The organism is Escherichia sp. E10V10, assembly GCF_004211985.1.
In the GTDB taxonomy this organism is placed as follows: domain Bacteria; phylum Pseudomonadota; class Gammaproteobacteria; order Enterobacterales; family Enterobacteriaceae; genus Escherichia.
On sequence record NZ_RHJO01000005.1, the window covers coordinates 1 to 21,564 of the forward strand.

17 protein-coding genes and 1 riboswitch are annotated in these 21,564 nt (G+C 52.1%); of the genes, 6 read left to right on the top strand and 11 right to left on the bottom strand.

Annotated elements, in window-relative coordinates:
- Positions 1 to 35: 35 nt before the first annotated feature.
- Complete coding sequence (gene murI, locus D9736_RS10970) at positions 36 to 893, bottom strand: glutamate racemase (protein WP_130206536.1); 858 nt, start codon at positions 891 to 893, stop codon at positions 36 to 38.
- Positions 838 to 2,682: a TonB-dependent vitamin B12 receptor BtuB gene (btuB, locus tag D9736_RS10975; RefSeq protein WP_130215329.1), complete on the bottom strand. Its 1,845-nt coding sequence runs from the start codon at positions 2,680 to 2,682 to the stop codon at positions 838 to 840. Before btuB ends, murI begins: the two co-directional genes overlap by 56 nt.
- 64 nt (positions 2,683 to 2,746) lie before the next feature.
- A riboswitch (cobalamin riboswitch) is annotated at positions 2,747 to 2,937 on the bottom strand.
- A 113-nt stretch (positions 2,938 to 3,050) separates the two neighbouring features.
- Here btuB and trmA point away from each other — a divergent pair.
- The gene (trmA, locus tag D9736_RS10980) at positions 3,051 to 4,151 is read left to right on the top strand and encodes a tRNA (uridine(54)-C5)-methyltransferase TrmA (RefSeq protein ID WP_000187026.1); all 1,101 of its coding nucleotides are present in this window, start codon (positions 3,051 to 3,053) and stop codon (positions 4,149 to 4,151) included.
- 39 nt (positions 4,152 to 4,190) lie between these two features.
- Here the strand turns inward: trmA and D9736_RS10985 are convergent, their stop codons facing one another.
- The 4 genes from D9736_RS10985 to D9736_RS11000 all read right to left on the bottom strand — a co-directional run bounded on the left by D9736_RS10985 (position 4,191) and on the right by D9736_RS11000 (position 7,829).
- Positions 4,191 to 4,550: a YijD family membrane protein gene (locus D9736_RS10985; RefSeq protein WP_000806411.1), complete on the bottom strand. Its 360-nt coding sequence runs from the start codon at positions 4,548 to 4,550 to the stop codon at positions 4,191 to 4,193.
- Positions 4,550 to 5,200, bottom strand: a complete 651-nt coding sequence (fabR, locus tag D9736_RS10990; protein WP_001309117.1) for an HTH-type transcriptional repressor FabR — start codon at positions 5,198 to 5,200, stop codon at positions 4,550 to 4,552. The genes D9736_RS10985 and fabR overlap by 1 nt, the downstream gene beginning before the upstream one ends.
- 103 nt (positions 5,201 to 5,303) lie before the next feature.
- Complete coding sequence (locus tag D9736_RS10995; protein WP_130215327.1) at positions 5,304 to 6,620, bottom strand: citrate-proton symporter; 1,317 nt, start codon at positions 6,618 to 6,620, stop codon at positions 5,304 to 5,306.
- Between the two features lie 42 nt (positions 6,621 to 6,662).
- Complete coding sequence (locus D9736_RS11000; protein ID WP_130258321.1) at positions 6,663 to 7,829, bottom strand: M20 aminoacylase family protein; 1,167 nt, start codon at positions 7,827 to 7,829, stop codon at positions 6,663 to 6,665.
- A 329-nt stretch (positions 7,830 to 8,158) separates the two neighbouring features.
- Between D9736_RS11000 and sthA the strand changes: the two genes are divergently transcribed.
- Positions 8,159 to 9,559 (top strand): Si-specific NAD(P)(+) transhydrogenase, encoded by a 1,401-nt coding sequence (gene sthA / locus D9736_RS11005; protein ID WP_001120822.1) that lies wholly within the window; start codon positions 8,159 to 8,161, stop codon positions 9,557 to 9,559.
- Here sthA and oxyR read toward each other — a convergent pair.
- The 4 genes from oxyR to argC all read right to left on the bottom strand — a co-directional run bounded on the left by oxyR (position 9,542) and on the right by argC (position 13,948).
- Entirely contained in the window at positions 9,542 to 10,459 is a 918-nt protein-coding gene (gene oxyR / locus D9736_RS11010; RefSeq protein ID WP_130206544.1) for a DNA-binding transcriptional regulator OxyR, read from the bottom strand. The genes sthA and oxyR overlap by 18 nt on opposite strands.
- A 266-nt stretch (positions 10,460 to 10,725) precedes the next feature.
- Positions 10,726 to 12,099: an argininosuccinate lyase gene (gene argH, locus D9736_RS11015; RefSeq protein ID WP_047643719.1), complete on the bottom strand. Its 1,374-nt coding sequence runs from the start codon at positions 12,097 to 12,099 to the stop codon at positions 10,726 to 10,728.
- A 60-nt stretch (positions 12,100 to 12,159) separates the two neighbouring features.
- Positions 12,160 to 12,936 carry an acetylglutamate kinase gene (gene argB, locus D9736_RS11020; protein WP_130258322.1) on the bottom strand — a complete coding sequence of 259 codons (777 nt, stop codon included), beginning with the start codon at positions 12,934 to 12,936 and terminating at the stop codon, positions 12,160 to 12,162.
- A 7-nt stretch (positions 12,937 to 12,943) separates the two neighbouring features.
- Entirely contained in the window at positions 12,944 to 13,948 is a 1,005-nt protein-coding gene (gene argC / locus D9736_RS11025; protein WP_130258323.1) for an N-acetyl-gamma-glutamyl-phosphate reductase, read from the bottom strand.
- A 153-nt stretch (positions 13,949 to 14,101) separates the two neighbouring features.
- Here argC and argE point away from each other — a divergent pair, with 153 nt between their 5' ends.
- The 4 genes from argE to D9736_RS11045 all read left to right on the top strand — a co-directional run bounded on the left by argE (position 14,102) and on the right by D9736_RS11045 (position 21,235).
- A complete protein-coding gene (gene argE / locus D9736_RS11030; RefSeq protein WP_130258324.1) occupies positions 14,102 to 15,253 on the top strand; it encodes an acetylornithine deacetylase in 1,152 nt (383 codons plus the stop codon).
- Positions 15,254 to 15,603: 350 nt separating this feature from the next.
- Positions 15,604 to 18,255 (top strand): phosphoenolpyruvate carboxylase, encoded by a 2,652-nt coding sequence (ppc, locus tag D9736_RS11035; RefSeq protein WP_130258325.1) that lies wholly within the window; start codon positions 15,604 to 15,606, stop codon positions 18,253 to 18,255.
- Between the two features lie 180 nt (positions 18,256 to 18,435).
- Positions 18,436 to 20,169 carry a phosphoethanolamine transferase CptA gene (locus D9736_RS11040; RefSeq protein WP_130222330.1) on the top strand — a complete coding sequence of 578 codons (1,734 nt, stop codon included), beginning with the start codon at positions 18,436 to 18,438 and terminating at the stop codon, positions 20,167 to 20,169.
- Positions 20,170 to 20,383: 214 nt separating this feature from the next.
- Positions 20,384 to 21,235: an AraC family transcriptional regulator gene (locus D9736_RS11045; RefSeq protein WP_130258326.1), complete on the top strand. Its 852-nt coding sequence runs from the start codon at positions 20,384 to 20,386 to the stop codon at positions 21,233 to 21,235.
- On the opposite strand, the gene D9736_RS11050 is transcribed toward D9736_RS11045, so the two are convergent.
- Positions 21,222 to 21,563: a PTS fructose-like transporter subunit IIB gene (locus D9736_RS11050; protein WP_130206560.1), complete on the bottom strand. Its 342-nt coding sequence runs from the start codon at positions 21,561 to 21,563 to the stop codon at positions 21,222 to 21,224. The genes D9736_RS11045 and D9736_RS11050 overlap by 14 nt on opposite strands.
- Position 21,564: the final 1 nt, after the last annotated feature.

Below are 21,564 nucleotides of genomic sequence, written 5' to 3' on the forward strand. Positions count from 1 at the left end.
AAAATAATTTTCCGAATGCGCAACATTCAACCAAATCAGCCTGAAACTGCCAGTTTTTCGAGCGTTTTGAAGCCGTAACGCTGTAAAACGGGTAATAACTGTTCAGCTTCTGGCGTCATGGCCATGCAAAAGGCAATGTTCGCATCGGCAGATTTTGCCTCAGGAGCTTCATGTTCCAGCAGCCAGGCCGTTCGGCGGGCAATCGCTGCGCCAGAATCCACCAACCGGGTTCCCTCTGGCAGCACCTTTAACAGTTCTTCTTGTAGTAGAGGAAAATGGGTGCAACCCAGAACAACGGTATCTGGCGGCTCTTTCATTCTTAACCACGGGCGCAGGATACGTTTTAGCGCATCCAGAGAGATTTCTTCGCCATGCAACTTCGCTTCAGCCAGCTCAACCATTTCTGCCGAGCCCAGCATCTCTATCTGACATTCATTAGCGAAACGCGCGATTAGCTCGTGGGTATAAGAACGTTTTACCGTACCACGAGTTGCCAGCAATCCGACAATGCCATTAGCTGTCAGGCGTGCCGCTGGCTTAATTGCCGGAACGACACCGACAACCGGGAACGCAAACTTTTCGCGTAATGCAGGAAGTGAGACGGTACTGGCGGTGTTGCAAGCGACCACAGCCAGCGCAAGGGGATAACGCTCTTGCACTGCGGTGACAATTTCCACCACACGCTCAACAATAAACTCTTCGCTTTTTTCGCCATACGGGAAAGCGACGTTATCGAAAGCATAAATGTAATGGAGATCCGGTAAGAGATGCCGGATCTCGTCATAGACCGACAACCCACCGACGCCGGAGTCAAACACCAGCACGGTGGGACGTGGTTCAGAAGGTGTAGCTGCCAGACAAGGTGTATTCCCGTCCTGCAGTTTGGTAGCCATAGACTGTCTCATAATCTTTGTCGAACAGGTTGGCTATTTTACCACGAACTGTCAGGTGAGAGGTGACCGGATATGCAACCGCAAGATCCCACAAGCTCACACCGCCCATTTTAACGGTTTGATAAGGATAAGATGAGTAATCCTTATCATAGCGAGAGCCTAAATACTGATAAGTAATCCCCCAGTCGAAGTCATACAGCTGCCAATCGAGCTGGTATTTCACCTGCTGTTTAGCACGGCGTAACAACGGCGTGTCAGTAATCGCGTTACGGGCATCAACATAATCGTAACTCACAGTATGCGTCAGTGGTCCGGTATCAAAATTGGCGGTCGCCTCGACACCTTTAATCCGCGCTTTCCCTTCGTTGTAATATTTCAGGATATGGTCGTCATAATCGATTAAGTCACTAACGTCGTTACGATATCCGGAAATACGCCAGTTCACTCCTGCTGTTAAACCTTCAAACGCGCCTTCCCACTGTTTGCTTTTCTCAGGGTCCAGATCCGGATTACCGTAGAAGCCGTACAGTTGTCCAAGATTTGGTGCCTTATAAGATGTCCCATAGGAAGCGATAAAACGATAACCTTCGATGAACTCCCATCCGACGCTGGTTTGCCAGGTTCCATGACGACCAAACTGTGAGTTATCGTCGCTGCGTGCTGCGCCTTCAAAGGTAAAATCGCCAACTTGTTGCAGCCCGGTCAGATAGATGCCGGTATTACGTTGATCATATCCATCCTCAACGTAACCTGTACCCGGCGTCGTAGTCTGTTTCTGCCAGTCGACACCCGCGCCAATACTACCGTGACCAACGATGACATTGTTTGCCCACTGGACGGTGTATTGCTTCATCTCATCGAGCGTCGCCGACGAATCATAACGACCATAATGCGGATCGTAGTTGTAATCTTTGCTATGGCTATAGCTAGTAATGAGTTGTGATTTAATCAGTTCGCCGTTATAGCGCAGCCCGGCGTCCCAACTTTGACTATAGAGTTTACGGGTATCGACCAATGGTGAACCCGGAGAATAATACGCGTCATAATTGGTCCGATTATCATAGCCATAGCCACGTACAAAGCCGCTCCAGGCATCGGTAAAATTATGTTCCAGCGCACCATAAAGCGTTTTACTTAAGAAACCATCGTTATCAGGCTGCGCTTGCATTCCTGTATTGCCGTAAGCGACAACATCATAACCATGGGTATAAGCGTAATCGCCCAACAGAGTTACCCGTGTCTTATCCCCCAGTTGTTGCTGCGTAGAGACATCATAGTTCTGATAACTATGGCTTCCCCACCCCGCTGAAATTTCCGTTCCAGGTTCATCGCGCGTCGTGATGATATTCACCACCCCGCCTATTGCATCAGAACCATAAACGGCGGAACGCGGCCCACGGATATATTCGACACGCTGAACAAGTGCAATGGGGAATTGACTAAGATCGGCTGAACCACTCACCCCTGCCAGATTCAGGCGTACGCCATCAATTAACACCAACACATGACTGGCATTTGTGCCACGAATAAAAATAGAAGAAAGCTGACCTGAACCGCCGTTTTGGGTGATATCCACGCCAGGGAGACGGCGCAGCACATCATTGACCGAAGTCGACTGCCAGCGGTCGATATCCTGACGCGTCACAACAGTAGTTGGCGCAAGCACAGTGCTGCGCGGTTGTTCAAAACGGTTAGCAGTAACGACGAGAGTATCCGGGCTGGTATCCTGTGCCCAAGCGGAAAAGGCTGTGACAGAACACGCCGTCAGCAGCGAAGCTTTTTTAATCATTGTAAAGCATCCACAATAGAAGAAGGATGCCGCAGGTTTCATCAATATTACGCGATGATGAGAACCAGATGCGACGTTGGCCGGCAGGTCTTCGGGCTTGGAGGGGTATCTAAGATACTAAGAGATGATGACTTCCCACCGAATGGCAGTGTCCGCATAACGCAATCATCGCACCTTTCCTTACCGCTGCGCGTCAGCTCCAGATTCGCACTGGATTCCCTATTAACTCACAGGACCGGCAAGTGGATGCTACAGGTTGTAACAACTTACTGTCCAGACGTAGCTCACAAATAGGAATTCATCAAGATCTGGACATCTGATGAGCAATCCCTACAATCGCCGCGTACTTTAATTTTTCAGGATACATCATGACCCCCGAACACCTTCCAACAGAACAGTATGAAGCGCAGTTAGCCGAAAAAGTGGTACGTTTGCAAAGTATGATGGCACCGTTTTCTGACCTGGTTCCGGAAGTGTTTCGCTCGCCGGTCAGTCATTACCGGATGCGTGCGGAGTTCCGCATCTGGCACGATGGCGATGACCTGTACCACATCATTTTCGATCAACAAACCAAAAGCCGTATCCGCGTGGATAGCTTCCCCGCCGCCAGTGAACTCATCAACCAGTTGATGACGGCGATGATTGCGGGTGTGCGTAATAATCCCGTTCTGCGCCACAAGTTGTTCCAGATTGATTACCTCACCACGCTGAGTAATCAGGCGGTGGTTTCCCTGCTGTACCATAAAAAGCTGGATGACGAATGGCGTCAGCAGGCGGAAGCCCTGCGCGATGCGTTGCGCGCGCAGAATCTGAATGTGCATCTGATTGGTCGGGCAACGAAAACCAAAATCGCGCTGGATCAGGATTACATCGATGAACGTCTGCCGGTCGCAGGGAAAGAGATGATCTACCGTCAGGTAGAAAACAGCTTTACCCAGCCGAACGCGGCGATGAATATTCAGATGCTGGAATGGGCGCTGGACGTAACCAAAGGCTCAAAAGGCGATTTACTGGAGCTGTACTGCGGCAACGGTAACTTTTCATTAGCGCTGGCGCGTAATTTTGATCGGGTATTAGCCACCGAAATCGCCAAGCCGTCGGTCGCCGCTGCGCAATACAACATCGCAGCTAACCATATTGATAACGTACAAATTATTCGTATGGCTGCAGAAGAATTTACTCAGGCGATGAATGGTGTGCGCGAGTTTAACCGCCTGCAAGGGATCGATTTAAAGAGTTATCAGTGCGAAACCATTTTTGTCGACCCGCCACGCAGCGGCCTGGACAGTGAAACCGAGAAAATGGTGCAGGCGTATCCGCGTATTCTGTATATCTCCTGCAATCCGGAAACATTATGCAAGAATCTGGAAACATTAAGCCAGACGCACAAGGTTGAACGTCTGGCTCTATTTGATCAGTTCCCCTACACGCACCATATGGAGTGCGGCGTATTACTGACGGCGAAGTAATACCCATGCCGGATGCGCCAGCATCCGGCATGATTCCGATTACTCAGCAACTTCCTGCTTACGGTTACGCATCTTCGCGCCAATCCAGAACACCATAATGACGGACAGCACAGCCGGGAAGAAGTTAGAACCGATATCCGGATATTCCGCACGAACCACAGTGCTATAAAGCAGAACGCCGAGAATAAAACAGGCAGCAGCCAGACCCGGCAAGCCGACCGGCATAGTGCGATTAAGATAACGTTGATGCAGGCAGTAAACCGTCAGCACCAGGGAAATAATCGGGAATACAGAAAATGGCACAATGGAGCTAAACAGCGCTGCGAAAGTACCATTAATCGATAAGCCAGCAACTAACGCCAGCAGCAGCGTACCTCTATCTTGATTTGCTTGTTTCATTACTCGTCCTTCACATTTCCCGGAATAATTGCGGTTTTCTCTTGTTCACGGCGATACCAGTAATAAGCCCCTTTCGAAATCATTCGCAGTTGCAGTACCAGTCGCTCTTCTAATTGCCGACGTTGTTCGACGCCGACATCCAACGCCTCGGCACCCGCGCTGAAGACAATCGTCACCATGGCTTCGGCTTGCGCTTCAGTAAACGCGCGAGGCATATGGTTTTCGAGTTCAAGATAGTCCGCAAGTTCCGCAATGAAGTGCTGAATTTCACGCGCAACGGCGGCACGAAACGCGGCGGAGGTGCCGGAGCGTTCCCGCAATAATAACCGGAAGGCGTTAGGATTATTACCGATGAACTCCATAAATGTGGATACCGAGGTACGGATCACACTCCCGCCTTTAGCGATACGCTGACGCGCCTGGCGCATAAGCTGACGCAGCATCAAACCACTCTCGTCAACCATGGTCAGACCCAGTTCGTCTACGTCGCGGAAATGCCGATAAAAAGAGGTGGGAGCAATGCCCGCTTCACGCGCCACTTCACGTAAACTCAGGCTGGCGAAGCTGCGTTCAGCACTTAATTGGCTAAATGCGGCTTCTACCAGCGAACGTCGGGTTTTTTCTTTTTGCTGCGCTCTTACGCCCATCACGATGTCTGAATCCTTGCCAAAAGTACTGCTGGCACTATACCAGAGAATGAACATACTGGATTGCTCCAGTGTTGTGAATGAACGGTAGCGCAATAAAACACATTTACTGCAACTCTTTAGCCGGTTCTTTTACAAACAGCAACGCCAGCATAGACAGCAATGTTCCCCCGCCCAGATACCACGCCGGAGCCGTCAGGCTATCTAGTAACACGATGGATTGCGTGGCGAAATATTGCGCAAAACCGCCGAAGATTGCTACGCCAATGCTATAAACCAACGCGAAGCCTAATGCCCGAATCCGTTTCGGCAATAGTTCGGAAATCAGCAACATTACCGGTACCCCACCAAGCGTGGTAAAGCTGACCATCACGAAAACGACCGTCAGCAACATGCCGGGACTGGGGTAATTCACCAACAGCCAGAACGAAGGCCAGCTACAGATCAGCACCATCACACGAGAGATTAAAATCAGTTTTTTACGCCCGACCGAATCACATAGCATCCCCACCAACAGCGCGCCCACAAACGTAATTACCCCCGCCAGTAACATCGCTGCATGAGAATAGTGTTGAGGCATTGCCAGATACTTCGCCGCCCAGGTGCCATAGTAAAAGAGGGAAATATAGGTTGCTACCGTGCTACCAATAGCGAGTAAAACGCCGTTAATGATAGTCGCTTTATGTTGCAGGAGCAGAGAGAACGCGCTTTCGCTGGCAGCAGCTTTTTTATTGTGTACAGGTTCAGGCACATCATTTTCCAGGCTCAGACGCAGCCAGCAACCGATGGGCGCTAAAAGCACACCAATAAAAAATGGTACACGCCAGCCCCATTCGGCCATTACGGTTTCTGAACCTGTGGCGAACGGTAGCCATGCGCTCAGACCTAAAGCGACAACACCACCAAAGGTCGTTGCCAGCCCCTGGGTCGCCAGTGACCAACTGCTGTAAAAACCGCGACGATTTGCCGGAGCTGATTCAACCAGTAAAGACATTGAGGCGCCGACTTCACCACCTGCCGCAATACCCTGAATCAGACGCGCCAGTACCAACGTCGCCGTTCCCCAATAGCCCGCCGTCGCATATGTCGGCGCGATGCCGATCATCAGCGTACCGAGGCTCATCAGGGCAATGGTGAACACCATCGCGGGTTTGCGTCCGAAACGATCGGCCCAGGCCCCGACGATAATTCCACCAAGCGGGCGCATAAAAAAACTCACGCCAAACGTTGCAAATGCCAGTAACAGCGCGACATTGTGATCAGCGCTGGGCGGGAAGAAAAGCGTACTGATATAGACCACAAAAAAGTTGTAAACGCCAAAATCAAAAAATTCGAGCGCATTGCCAAACGCCGAAGCAAAAATCACCCGCTTACCGCTGGGCTTTTTCTTCACAATCACGCTTCCATTTACGATCGCCGTCATTCCATGTTCCTTGCCAGAAAGTGTTGTTGTGTGTTGTTTTATTTATTGCAGCCAGGCTTCTACCAGTGCGCCCCAGTAGCTACATGCCGGGACCAGACTTGCATCGTTGAAGTCGTAGCCCGGGTTATGCACCATGCAGGAACCTTCCCCGACATCGCCATTACCGAACAGCAAAAAAGCGCCTTTCGGCTGGGCTTCCAGCATGAAAGAGAAATCCTCACTGCCCATCAGGGGCTTGATGCCAAACTCGGCCCGATCTTCACCAAACGTTTTACACGCCACCTGCCAGGCGAAGCGCGCCATCTCCTCGTCATTCACTAATACCGGCGTACCGTTAACATGCGTAACCTCAGCCGTAGCGCCAAAGCTGACAGCCTGGGCTTGCGCCAGAGCCGGAATACGGGTCAGTAGAAGTTGTCGGGTATCGCGGCTAAGAGAGCGGACGCTGATTTTCATCTCAGCACTGTCAGGAATGACGTTAGCGGCCTCTCCCGCAACAATGCTGCCAACGGTAATTACCGCCGCTTCCAGCGGATCGACATTGCGCGACACAATGCTTTGTAATGCGGTGGTGATATATGCCGCGATCAGCACCGGATCGATGGCTTTGTGAGGAATTGCGCCATGCCCTCCACAGCCACGAACTGTGATGTGGAACTGATCCATTGACGCCATTAGCGCCCCTGGCTGGAAGAAAAACTTGCCAACCGGCAAGCCCGGCATGTTGTGCATCCCGAAAATCACATCGCAGGGGAAGTGGTCAAAAAGACCTTCTTTGACCATAATCTCGCCACCGTTAATCATCTCTTCTGCGGGCTGGAAGATAAGACGTAACGTGCCGTTAAAACGACGAGTTTCGGCAAGATAACGCGCAGCTCCTAGTAATATCGTGGTATGGCCGTCATGCCCGCATGCGTGCATTAAACCGGGATGTTTACTGGCCCAGGGCTTGCCACTATTTTCATAAATTGGCAACGCATCCATATCCGCCCGCAGGCCAATACTTTTCTCTCCATCGCCCACTTTTAACGTGGCTACCACGCCGGTTGTCGCCAGCCCTTGCTCAACCTCATAGCCCCACTGGCGCAGCTTTTCCGCAACCAGAGCACTGGTTTTAAATTCTTGTAGCCCCAGCTCCGGGTTTTCGTGGATCTGATGGCGGATCTCGCGCAGTTCTTCCTCAAACCCTCGAATATAGTGTTCGATCATCGACTATTCCTTTATTCACTTATAAACAGGTTAATTAACGGATTTTATTGATGGTATAAATATAAATAAGTCATCAATATAAAATATTTATATATTTGTTTTATAATAATATTTAACATATACAATAACAAAAAAGCACACTTCGGCAAGATAAAACTATCAGCCATAATAAAAAGCAATTAATAGTGAATAAATAAAATAAGAAGGAGGAAGACAAAGCAAAGGCCGCTCACGATATAGCCAGATAAATGACGGGGATCAATTGGCTTACCCGCGATAAAATGTTACCATTCTGTTGCTTTTATGTATAAGAACAGGTAAGCCCTACCATGCCACATTCCTACGATTACGATGCCATAGTAATAGGTTCCGGCCCCGGCGGCGAAGGCGCTGCAATGGGCCTGGTTAAGCAAGGTGCGCGCGTCGCAGTTATCGAGCGTTATCAAAATGTTGGCGGCGGTTGCACCCACTGGGGCACCATCCCGTCGAAAGCTCTCCGTCACGCTGTCAGCCGCATTATAGAATTCAATCAAAACCCACTATACAGCGACCATTCCCGACTGCTCCGCTCTTCTTTTGCCGATATCCTTAACCATGCCGATAACGTGATTAATCAACAAACGCGCATGCGTCAGGGATTTTACGAACGTAATCACTGTGAAATATTGCAGGGGAACGCTCGCTTTGTTGACGAGCATACGTTGGCGCTGGACTGCCCGGACGGCACGGTCGAAACATTAACCGCAGAAAAATTTGTCATAGCCTGCGGCTCACGCCCTTATCATCCAGCAGACGTCGATTTCACCCATCCACGCATTTACGACAGCGACTCAATTCTTAGCATGCACCACGAACCGCGCCATGTACTTATTTACGGTGCTGGAGTGATCGGCTGTGAATATGCGTCGATCTTCCGCGGTATGGATGTCAAAGTAGATCTGATCAATACCCGCGATCGCCTGTTGGCGTTTCTCGATCAAGAGATGTCAGATTCGCTCTCCTATCACTTCTGGAACAGTGGCGTAGTGATTCGTCACAACGAAGAGTACGAGAAGATCGAAGGCTGTGACGACGGTGTGATCATGCATCTGAAGTCGGGCAAAAAACTGAAAGCCGACTGTCTGCTCTATGCCAACGGTCGCACAGGTAATACAGATTCGCTGGCGTTACAGAACATTGGGCTGGAAACTGACAGTCGCGGACAGCTGAAGGTCAACAGCATGTATCAGACCGCGCAGCCGCACGTTTACGCGGTGGGCGACGTGATTGGTTATCCAAGCCTGGCTTCAGCGGCCTATGACCAGGGGCGCATTGCCGCGCAGGCGCTGGTAAAAGGTGAAGCCACCGCGCACTTGATTGAAGATATCCCTACCGGTATTTACACCATCCCGGAAATCAGCTCCGTGGGCAAAACTGAACAGCAGCTGACCGCGATGAAAGTACCGTATGAAGTAGGCCGCGCCCAGTTTAAACATCTGGCGCGTGCACAAATCGTTGGCATGAACGTGGGTACGCTGAAAATTTTGTTCCATCGGGAAACAAAAGAGATTCTGGGGATCCATTGCTTTGGTGAGCGCGCTGCCGAAATTATTCATATCGGTCAGGCGATTATGGAACAGAAAGGTGGCGGCAACACCATTGAGTACTTCGTCAACACCACCTTTAACTACCCGACCATGGCGGAAGCCTATCGGGTAGCGGCATTAAACGGCTTAAACCGCCTGTTTTAACGCTTTATCGAAATGGCCATCCATTTTTGCGCGGATGGCCTCTGCCAGCTGCTCATAGCGGCTGCGCAGCGGTGAGCCAGGACGATAAACCAGGCCAATGGTACGGCGTGGTTCCGGCTTAATGCACGGCAGATAAACCACGCCATCGCGTTTGCGTTCTGGCGGTACAGCCAGCGCAGGCAATAAAGTGATCCCGCTACCTGCGGCTACCATGTTGCGCAGCGTCTCCAGACTGGTCGCGCGGAAGTGTGTATCTTCATCCGCTCCAGCTTCAAAGCAGAAGCCCATTGCCTGATCGCGCAGACAGTGACCATCTTCCAGCATCAGCAGTTTTTCCCCTGCCAGATCGGCCATCGGCACGCATTCGCGATTAGACCACGGGTGATCTTCATAGACTGCCAACAACATGGGTTCATCAAACAACGGTACTTCAATGAATGCTTCGCTCTCTTTCACCAGCGCGAGGATCACGCAGTCGAGTTTGCCACTGTCCAGTTGCGCCAGTAACTGGTGGGTCTGCGCTTCATGCAGATACATTTCCAGCTTCGGAAAGGTCTGGTGCAGCATCGGGATAATATGCGGTAGCAGGTACGGTCCAACCGTAGGAATCAAACCAATATGCAGCGGTCCGGACATCGTCTCCCCCTGCTGGCTTGCCATCTCTTTAAGGACTTTCACCTCGCGCAGCACGGTACGCGCCTGATCCACCAGCAGCATTCCCGCCTGGGTGAACAACACTTTACGGCTGGTCCGCTCCAGCAACATCACGCCCAGCTCATCTTCCAGCTTACGAATTTGCCCGCTAAGCGTCGGCTGGCTAACGTGGCAGGAGTCTGCCGCACGCCGAAAATGGCGGTGTTCAGCCAATGCCACCAGGTACTCAAGATCACGAATATTCATTATCCATCCTCCATCGCCACGATAGTTCATGGCGATAGGTAGCATAGCAACGAACGATTATCCCTATCAAGCATTGTGACTGATAATTGCGCACAGAAACGGAGCGGCACCTCTTTTAACCCTTGAAGTCACTGCCCGTTTCGAGAGTTTCTCAACTCGAATAACTAAAGCCAACGTGAACTTTTGCGGATCTCCAGGATCCGCTTTTTTTTGCCATAAAAAAGCCCGGCGATAAGCCAGGCTCAAATTTGTACATATAAATGTTCTTATCCCAACCGCGCTCTTGCAAAAGCAATCGCCTGCGCCACCTGCTGTGGTGAGACGCCGCCTTTTGCCGCACGCTTGTCGAGGCACGATTGCAGCGACAGAATCGGATAGACATCTTCGCCAATCACCTGGCTGAATTTCTGCAACTCACTGAGCGGCAGCTCTTCCAGCGGTTTGCCCTGACGAATGGCTTCCACCACCGCTTCACCAACAATATGGTGCGCCTCGCGGAACGGTACGCCTTTCGCCACCAGGTAATCCGCCAGTTCAGTGGCGTTGGCGTAACCTTGCTGCGCCGCTTCCTGGCAACGCGGACGTTTCACCTGAATGCCGTCCAGCACCAGCGCCGCCATATGCAGGCAGTCCAGCCAGGTATCGAGCGCGTCGAACAGACCTTCTTTGTCTTCCTGCATATCTTTGTTGTAAGCCAGCGGCAAACCTTTCAGCGTCATCATCATGCCAGTTAACGCACCCTGCACCCGACCGCATTTACCGCGAATCAGCTCCAGCGCATCCGGGTTTTTCTTCTGCGGCATTAATGATGAACCTGAAGTCACGCGGTCAGAAAGCTCCACAAAACCTGCTTCGCCGGTGTTAAAGAAAATCAGATCTTCAGCAAAACGTGACAGATGCACCATGCCGATAGCGGCAGCAGAAAGCAGTTCCAGCACATGATCACGGTCAGAAACGCTGTCGAGACTGTTACGGGTCGCCGAAGCAAAGCCCAGCCAGCCTGCTAACTGTTCACGGTCGATTTCATAGGCCGTTCCCGCCAGTGCGCCACAGCCTAACGGGCTGACATCCAGACGCTTAAGCGCATCCTGCAAACGGCTTTCATCACGCGCCAGCATCTCAACGTAGGCCAGGCACCAGTGCGCGAAAGTCACCGGTTGGGCGCGTTGCAGGTGGGTGTAACCCGGCATCACCGCGTCCTGATTGTTTTGTGCGGTCTCGACCAGAGCGGATTGTAACTGCCGGTTAGCCGTCAGTAACTCGCTAACGGTATCTTTGCACCACAGTTTCAGGTCAGTCGCTACCTGATCATTACGGCTACGCCCGGTATGCAGCTTTTTGCCTAACTGGCCCACTTTGTCGATCAGTTTGCCTTCCACCCAGCTATGGATATCTTCGGCATCGCTTTCAAGGATTTGTTGTGGCCTGGCGCGAACATCTTCCAGCAGCACGTTCAGCGCCTCTTCCAGTTGCGCCTGCTCTTCTGCGGTTAACACGCCGACCGTTACCAGGGCTTTGGACCAGGCCACAGAGCCAACAATATCCTGCTCCGCCAGACGGTAATCAAAGCGCAGTGAGTCGTTGAATTGTTTGAACCGTTGATCTGCTGCCTGGGTAAAACGCCCGCCCCAAAGTGCCATAACTCTGTTTCCTTATTTTGAAATTCAATGCCGGAAAGCTGCGCCTCCGGCTAACAAAACTTAAGCTAAAATCCGCGTACCCATCGGCATACCGTTAAACAGTGCCGGAAGCTGTTCCGCATGACGCCAGGAGGCGATATCTACCGGACGGCCCAGCGTGCGCGCAGCATCCAGCGCCGCATTCACTTTCACTATCATGCCGTCGGTAATAATGCCCTGCTCAATCAGTTGTTCTGCTTTCGCGGCGGTCATTTCGGCAATGCGTTGCCCTTTACCGTCGAGAATGCCGCTGACGTCGGAGAGCAAAATCAGATCTGCGCACAGCGTTGCCGCCAGCGCCGTCGCCGCCTGGTCGGCATTGACGTTCATCAGTTGCCCTTCGTCCGTTACGCCAATGGAGCTGACCACCGGCAGATAGCCGTTCTCCAGCAACGTATTGATAAGCTTAGGCGAACCTGGCTGCGCCAGTCCAACATGGCCTAACTCTTCATCAAGCTGGGTCACTTTGACGCTGTCGCCGTCACCGAGAAACAAACCTACGGCCGCAATCTGATGTTTCTTCGCCCATGCCAGCAGGGTTTTATTTGCCGTTCCCGCCAGCGCTCCGGTGATAATGTCTATCTGATCCGCAGGCGTCACCCGCAGGCCGTTTTTCTTTTTCACCGGCAGATTCAGCCCTTTCATCAGCTCATCCACCACGCAGCCGCCGCCGTGGACAATCACTAGCGGACGCTGATGTGACTCACGATATTTCACCAGTGCGCTGAACAGCCGTTCCAGCGCCTCTTCGCTATCCAGCAGTACGCCGCCCAGCTTGATAATTAATGGATTCATCATTGCACCCTTAAATAAGAGACTGCGTTTCCGCATAGCCGAAACGAATATTGGCACACTGGATTGCCTGTGCCGCCGCGCCTTTCAGTAAGTTATCTTCGGTCGCCACAATAATCAGATGCTCACCCTGAACGGCAAATCCGATATCGCAAAACGGCAGCCCGACGACATTTTTTAGTGCCGGAACGCCTTTGTCATACAGACGCACCAACGGTTTATGCGCATACGCCTGCTGTAATGTCTGCGCCACTTGCGCCTGACTCACGCCCGGTTTCAGGCGGCAAGTAATGGTTTCAAGAATGCCGCGCGGGAAATTGCCCAGATGCGGGGTGAAGATAACGTCAGCACCGAGATGCGTAGCGATCTCCGGCTGGTGGCGATGAGTAAAGACGCCATACGGTTGCAGGCTAACTTCACAAAAGCTGTTTGAAATCGCTGCCTTACGTCCTGCACCGCTCACGCCGCTGGTGGCGTTAATCACCGGCCACTGACTGAGGTCAAGAAGATCGGCATCAATCAACGGTTTCAGCGCCAGCTGTGCCGCCGTCGGATAACAGCCTGGCACCGCAATCAAATTTGCTTCTTTTAATTTATTACCGCACCACTCCGCCAGACCGTAGGCTGCCTGTTCCAGCAGTTCCGGGTATTGATGGGTAAAGCCGTAATATTTTTCATAGAAGGCGGCGTCGTTAACACGAAACGCGCCGGAAAGGTCGAACACCACACAGCCAGCTTCAAGAAACTGCGGCGCTAAATCGTGGCTAACTTCATGGGCGGTGGCGAGAAACACCACATCCACCCCTGGGCTAAACTCGCTGATATCCGACATCGGCTGCAACGGCAGGTCAACGATGCCTTTGAGCTGCGGATGCAAATCGGAGATTAACTTTCCCGCATCATTGCTTTGCGCTGAGACAGTCAAAGCGGTTATGTTCATATGCGGATGGCGATTTACATAGGTCACTAGCTCTGCGCCAGCGTAGCCGCTGGCACCCACAATCAGCGTATTCAACATCGGGGCTATTCACCTTCTTATGTCTGGTTGCCAGGTTAAACGTAAAACATTCACCTTACGGCTGGTGGGTTTTATTACGCTCAACGTTAGTGTATTTTTATTCATAAATACTGCATGAATATTGATACTATCATGACCAGAGGTGTGTCAACAATGAAAAACAAATTACCGCCATTTATCGAGATTTACCGCGCTCTGATTGCCACACCTTCAATAAGCGCTACGGAAGAGGCACTCGATCAAAGCAATGCAGATTTAATCACTCTGCTGGCGGACTGGTTTAAAGATTTGGGCTTCAATGTGGAAGTGCAGCCTGTGCCAGGAACTCGCAACAAATTTAATATGCTGGCAAGTACCGGACAGGGTGCTGGTGGCTTGTTGCTGGCGGGGCATACCGATACGGTGCCGTTTGATGACGGTCGCTGGACGCGCGATCCGTTTACGCTAACGGAGCATGACGGCAAGCTTTACGGCTTAGGCACCGCCGACATGAAAGGCTTTTTTGCGTTTATCCTTGATGCGCTACGCGATGTCGACGTCACGAAACTGAAAAAACCGCTCTACATTCTGGCGACTGCCGATGAAGAAACCAGTATGGCCGGAGCGCGTTATTTTGCCGAAACTACCGCCCTGCGCCCGGATTGCGCCATCATTGGCGAACCGACGTCGCTGCAACCAGTACGCGCGCATAAAGGCCACATCTCAAATGCCATTCGCATTCTGGGTCAGTCGGGCCACTCCAGCGATCCGGCGCGCGGAGTTAACGCTATCGAACTGATGCACGACGCCATCGGCCATATTTTGCAATTACGCGATAACCTGAAAGAACGTTATCACTACGAAGCGTTTACCGTGCCATACCCCACGCTCAACCTCGGGCATATTCACGGCGGCGACGCTTCTAACCGAATTTGCGCTTGCTGTGAGTTGCATATGGATATTCGTCCGCTGCCAGGCATGACGCTCAACGAGCTAAACGGTTTGCTCAACGACGCGCTGGCTCCGGTGAGCGAACGCTGGCCGGGTCGTCTGACGGTCGAAGAGTTGCACCCACCGATCCCAGGCTATGAATGCCCGCCAAATCATCAACTGGTTGAAGTGGTTGAGAAATTGCTCGGTGCAAAGACCGAAGTGGTTAACTACTGTACCGAAGCGCCGTTTATTCAAACGTTATGCCCGACGCTGGTTCTAGGGCCTGGCTCAATTAATCAGGCTCATCAGCCTGATGAATATCTGGAGACACGGTTTATTAAACCCACCCGTGAGTTGATTACGCAGGTAATTCACCATTTTTGCTGGCATTAAAACGTAGACCGGATAAGGCGCTCGCGCCGCATCCGGCACCGTTGCCAAACTCCGGTGCCACAATAATGTCGGATGCGATGCTTTCGCATCTTATCCGACCTACACCTTTGGTGTTATGCATGGCGATTTTTTAACATTCCCATAAGTTACGCTTATTTAAAACGTCGTGAATTTAATGGCGTAAATTCCTGCTATTTATTCGTTTGCTGAAGCGATTTCGCAGCATTTGACGTCACCGCTTTTACGTGGCTTTATAAAAGACGACGAAAAGCAAAGCCCGAGCATATTCGCGCCAATGCGACGTGAAGGATACAGGGCTATCAAACGATAAGATGGGTGTCTGGGGTAATATGAACGAACAATATTCCGCATTGCGTAGTAATGTCAGTATGCTCGGCAAAGTGCTGGGAGAAACCATCAAGGATGCGTTAGGAGAACACATTCTTGAACGCGTAGAAACTATCCGTAAGTTGTCCAAATCTTCACGCGCTGGCAATGATGCTAACCGCCAGGAGTTACTCACCACCTTACAAAATTTGTCGAACGACGAGCTGCTGCCCGTTGCGCGTGCGTTTAGTCAGTTCCTGAACCTGGCCAACACCGCCGAGCAATACCACAGCATTTCGCCGAAAGGCGAGGCTGCCAGCAATCCGGAAGTGATCGCCCGCACCCTGCGTAAACTGAAAAACCAGCCGCAACTGAGCGAAGACACCATCAAAAAAGCAGTGGAATCGCTGTCGCTGGAACTGGTCCTCACGGCTCACCCTACCGAAATTACCCGTCGGACACTGATCCACAAAATGGTGGAAGTGAACGCCTGCTTAAAACAGCTCGATAACAAAGATATCGCCGACTACGAACACCACCAGCTGATGCGCCGCCTGCGCCAGTTGATCGCTCAGTCCTGGCATACTGATGAAATCCGTAAGCTGCGCCCAACTCCGGTTGATGAAGCGAAATGGGGCTTTGCCGTAGTGGAAAACAGCCTGTGGCAAGGCGTACCAAATTACCTGCGCGAACTGAACGAACAACTGGAAGAGAACCTCGGCTACAAACTGCCCGTCGAATTTGTTCCGGTCCGTTTTACTTCGTGGATGGGCGGCGACCGCGACGGCAACCCGAACGTCACTGCCGATATCACCCGCCACGTCCTGCTGCTCAGCCGCTGGAAAGCCACCGACCTGTTCCTGAAAGATATTCAGGTTCTGGTTTCTGAACTGTCGATGGTTGAGGCCACCCCAGAACTGCTGGCGCTGGTCGGCGAAGAAGGCGCCGCAGAACCGTATCGCTATCTGATGAAAAACCTGCGTTCTCGCCTGATGGCGACACAGGCCTGGCTGGAGGCGCGTCTGAAAGGCGAAGAACTGCCGAAGCCGGAAGGTCTGCTGACGCAGAACGAAGAACTGTGGGAGCCGCTCTACGCTTGCTACCAGTCACTTCAGGCGTGTGGCATGGGTATTATCGCCAACGGCGATCTGCTCGACACCCTGCGCCGCGTGAAATGTTTCGGCGTACCGCTGGTTCGTATTGATATCCGTCAGGAGAGCACCCGCCATACCGAAGCGCTGGGCGAGCTGACCCGCTATCTCGGTATCGGCGATTATGAAAGCTGGTCAGAGGCCGACAAGCAGGCATTCCTGATCCGCGAACTGAACTCCAAACGTCCGCTTCTGCCGCGCAACTGGCAACCAAGCGCTGAAACGCGCGAAGTACTTGATACCTGTCAGGTGATTGCCGAAGCGCCGCAAGGCTCTATTGCCGCCTACGTGATCTCGATGGCGAAAACGCCGTCCGACGTACTGGCCGTCCACCTGCTGCTGAAAGAAGCGGGTATCGGGTTTGCAATGCCAGTCGCACCGCTGTTTGAAACTCTCGATGACCTGAACAACGCCAACGATGTCATGACCCAACTGCTGAATATTGACTGGTATCGCGGTCTGATTCAGGGCAAACAGATGGTGATGATTGGCTATTCCGACTCAGCAAAAGATGCGGGCGTGATGGCGGCTTCCTGGGCGCAATATCAGGCACAGGACGCGTTAATCAAAACCTGCGAAAAAGCGGGTATTGAGCTGACGCTGTTCCATGGTCGCGGTGGTTCCATTGGTCGCGGCGGCGCACCTGCCCATGCGGCGCTGCTGTCGCAACCGCCGGGAAGCCTGAAAGGCGGCCTGCGAGTAACCGAGCAGGGCGAGATGATCCGCTTCAAATACGGTCTGCCAGAAATCACCGTTAGCAGCTTGTCGCTGTACACCGGGGCGATTCTGGAAGCCAACCTGCTGCCACCGCCTGAGCCGAAAGAGAGCTGGCGTCGCATTATGGATGAACTGTCAGTCATCTCCTGCGATCTCTACCGTGGCTACGTGCGTGAAAACAAAGACTTTGTCCCTTACTTCCGCTCCGCTACGCCGGAACAGGAACTGGGTAAACTGCCGTTAGGTTCACGCCCGGCGAAACGTCGCCCAACCGGCGGCGTCGAGTCTCTGCGCGCCATTCCGTGGATTTTTGCCTGGACACAAAACCGCCTGATGCTCCCCGCCTGGCTGGGCGCGGGTACGGCGCTGCAAAAAGTGGTGGAAGATGGCAAACAGAGCGAACTGGAAGCCATGTGCCGCGACTGGCCGTTCTTCTCAACGCGTCTGGGTATGCTGGAAATGGTATTCGCCAAAGCAGATCTGTGGCTGGCGGAATACTATGACCAACGCCTGGTCGACAAAGCACTGTGGCCGTTAGGTAAAGAGTTACGCAATCTGCAAGAAGAAGACATCAAAGTGGTGCTGGCGATTGCCAACGACTCCCATCTGATGGCCGATCTACCGTGGATTGCCGAGTCTATTCAGCTACGAAATATATACACTGACCCGCTGAACGTACTGCAGGCAGAGTTGCTGCATCGTTCGCGCCAGGCTGAAAAAGAAGGCCAGGAGCCAGATCCCCGTGTCGAACAAGCGTTGATGGTCACTATTGCCGGAATTGCAGCTGGTATGCGTAATACTGGCTAACCCCCCTCCTCTATCAACCCTCGTGCAATAGCGCGAGGGTTTTCTGAAATACTTCTGTTCTAACACCTTCGTTTTCAATATATTTCTGTCTGCATTTCACCCAGATTCTGGATATCCCTTCAGATATCCTTAAGGTTTTGTCCTTACATTCGGCGCTATTATCCAAAACGGGTTCTTACTATGCATTCCACTGAAGTCCAGACTAAACCCATTTTTAGCTGGAAAGCCCTGGGTTGGGCACTGCTCTACTTTTGGTTTTTCTCTACCCTGTTACAGGCCATTATTTACATCAGCGGCTACAGCGGCACCAACGGCATTCGCGACTCGCTGCTGTTCAGTTCGCTGTGGTTGATCCCGGTATTCCTCTTTCCGAAGCGGATTAAGATTATCGCAGCGGTAATCGGCGTAATGCTGTGGGCGGCTTCTCTGGCAGCGTTGTGCTACTACGTCATCTACGGTCAGGAGTTCTCGCAGAGCGTTCTGTTTGTGATGTTTGAGACCAACACCAACGAAGCCAGCGAGTATTTAAGCCAGTATTTCAGCCTGAAGATTGTGCTTATCGCGCTGGCCTATACGGCGGTGGCAGTTTTGCTGTGGACGCGCCTGCGCCCGGTCTATATTCCAAAGCCGTGGCGTTATATCGTCTCTTTTGCCCTACTTTATGGCTTGATTCTGCACCCTATCGCCATGAACACATTTATCAAACACAAGCCGTTTGAGAAAACGTTGGATAATCTGGCATCTCGCATGGAACCTGCCGCGCCGTGGCAATTTCTGACCGGTTATTATCAGTATCGTCAACAACTTAACTCACTGACGAAGCTGCTGAATGAAAATAACGCATTACCGCCACTGGCTAATTTCAAAGACGAATCGGGTAACGAACCGCGCACCTTAGTGCTGGTGATTGGCGAATCGACCCAGCGTGGACGCATGAGTCTGTACGGCTATCCGCGTGAAACCACGCCGGAACTGGATGCGCTGCATAAAACCGATCCGAACCTGACGGTGTTCAATAACGTGGTCACATCGCGTCCGTACACCATTGAAATCCTGCAACAGGCGCTAACCTTTGCCAACGAAAAGAACCCGGATCTGTATCTGACGCAGCCGTCGCTGATGAACATGATGAAACAGGCAGGTTATAAAACCTTCTGGATAACCAACCAGCAGACGATGACTGCCCGCAACACCATGCTGACGGTATTTTCGCGCCAGACCGACAAGCAGTACTACATGAACCAGCAACGTACGCAGAGTGCGCGTGAATACGACACCAACGTGCTGAAGCCGTTCCAGGAAGTGCTGAAGGACCCTGCGCCGAAGAAACTGATCATCGTTCATCTGCTGGGTACGCATATCAAATACAAATACCGTTACCCGGAAAATCAGGGCAAGTTTGATGGCAATACCGATCATGTTCCGCCGGGATTAAGCGCAGAAGAGCTGGAGTCATATAACGATTATGACAACGCTAACCTGTACAACGATCATGTGGTTGCCAGCCTGATTAAAGACTTTAAAGCAGCAGACCCGAACGGTTTCCTGGTTTACTTCTCTGACCACGGTGAAGAGGTTTACGACACGCCGCCGCACAAAACTCAGGGGCGTAACGAAGACAACCCGACGCGCCATATGTACACCATTCCGTTCCTGCTGTGGACGTCGGAAAAATGGCAGGCGACTCATCCGCGTGATTTCTCGCAGGATGTTGATCGCAAATACAGTCTGGCGGAACTGATCCACACCTGGTCAGATTTGGCGGGCTTATCTTACGACGGTTACGATCCAACCCGTTCAGTGGTGAATCCGCAGTTCAAAGAAACTACCCGCTGGATTGGTAACCCGTATAAGAAAAATGCGCTGATCGATTACGACACTCTGCCGTATGGCGATCAGGTGGGTAATCAGTAATTATCAGCCAGATGCTATTTGCCGGATGCGACGCTTGACGCGTCTTATCCGGCCTACAGATCGCGGCGGTAGGCCAGATAAAGCGTTTACGCCGCATCCGGCAATACAACTGCCGCAATGTTTACATCGAACGCCCCTCAGGCCACACTTTTCAGGTGGCCTTTTTTCATAATGCCAGTTACTGTTTTCCCGTCTACATACCTAAGGGAATAACATGTATCACGACGTCAGCTATCTGCTCTCCCGCCTGATAAACGGCCCGCTGTCGCTGCGCCAGATTTACTTTGCCAGCAGCAACGGTCCGGTGCCCGATCTTGCGTATCAGGTCGATTTTCCACGGCTGGAAATAGTGCTGGAAGGTGAGTTTGTTGATACCGGCGCTGGAGCAACGTTAGTTCCCGGCGATGTGCTGTACGTTCCCGCTGGCGGCTGGAATTTCCCACAATGGAAAACACCCGCGACCACCTTTAGCGTGCTGTTTGGCAAACAGCAACTCGGCTTCAGCGTCGTGCAATGGGATGGCAAACAATATCAAAATCTGGCGAAGCAACACGTCGCCCGACGCGGCCCGCGCATTGGTTCTTTTCTGCTACAAACGCTCAATGAAATGCAAATGCAGCCACAGGAGCAGCAAACGGCAAGGCTTATCGTCGCCAGTCTGCTTAGCCACTGCCGCGATTTGCTCGGTAGCCAAATACAGACCGCCTCACGCAGCCAGGCTCTATTCGAAGCTATTCGTGATTATATCGACGAACGCTATGCCTCCGCGCTTACCCGCGAATCTGTCGCCCAGGCATTCTATATTTCACCAAACTATCTCTCGCACCTGTTTCAAAAAACGGGGGCCATTGGTTTTAACGAATACCTGAATCACACGCGACTGGAGCACGCTAAGACGTTATTGAAAGGCTATGACCTGAAGGTAAAAGAAGTGGCGCACGCCTGCGGCTTTGTCGACAGCAACTACTTCTGCCGTCTGTTTCGTAAAAACACCGAACGCTCGCCGTCGGAATATCGTCGGCAGTACCACAGCCAACTGACAGAAAAACCGACTACTCCAGAATAAGATGGGTTTGCTGCGGCGCAGAAAGCACTTTGCGCACCGCGCTCATTACCCGCTGCGGCTCACGCAGGAATGCGTAGATGCTGCATTGCACGTAGCGACAATGTTCAAATCGCTCGGCACCGGAAAGCTCAATATCCGTAATCAACAGCGCGACATCCGCCCGGCGGATATCCTCGTCCGCTAAACGATTCTCCGTTCCCAGCGCGCCCTGGGTTTCAATGCTGACGCCCCACTTCTCTATCTGACATAATTTTTCCAGCCGTTCCGCCGCCATATAAGTATGCGCCACGCCGCTCACGCAGGCGGTTACTGCCACCAGGTATGCCATT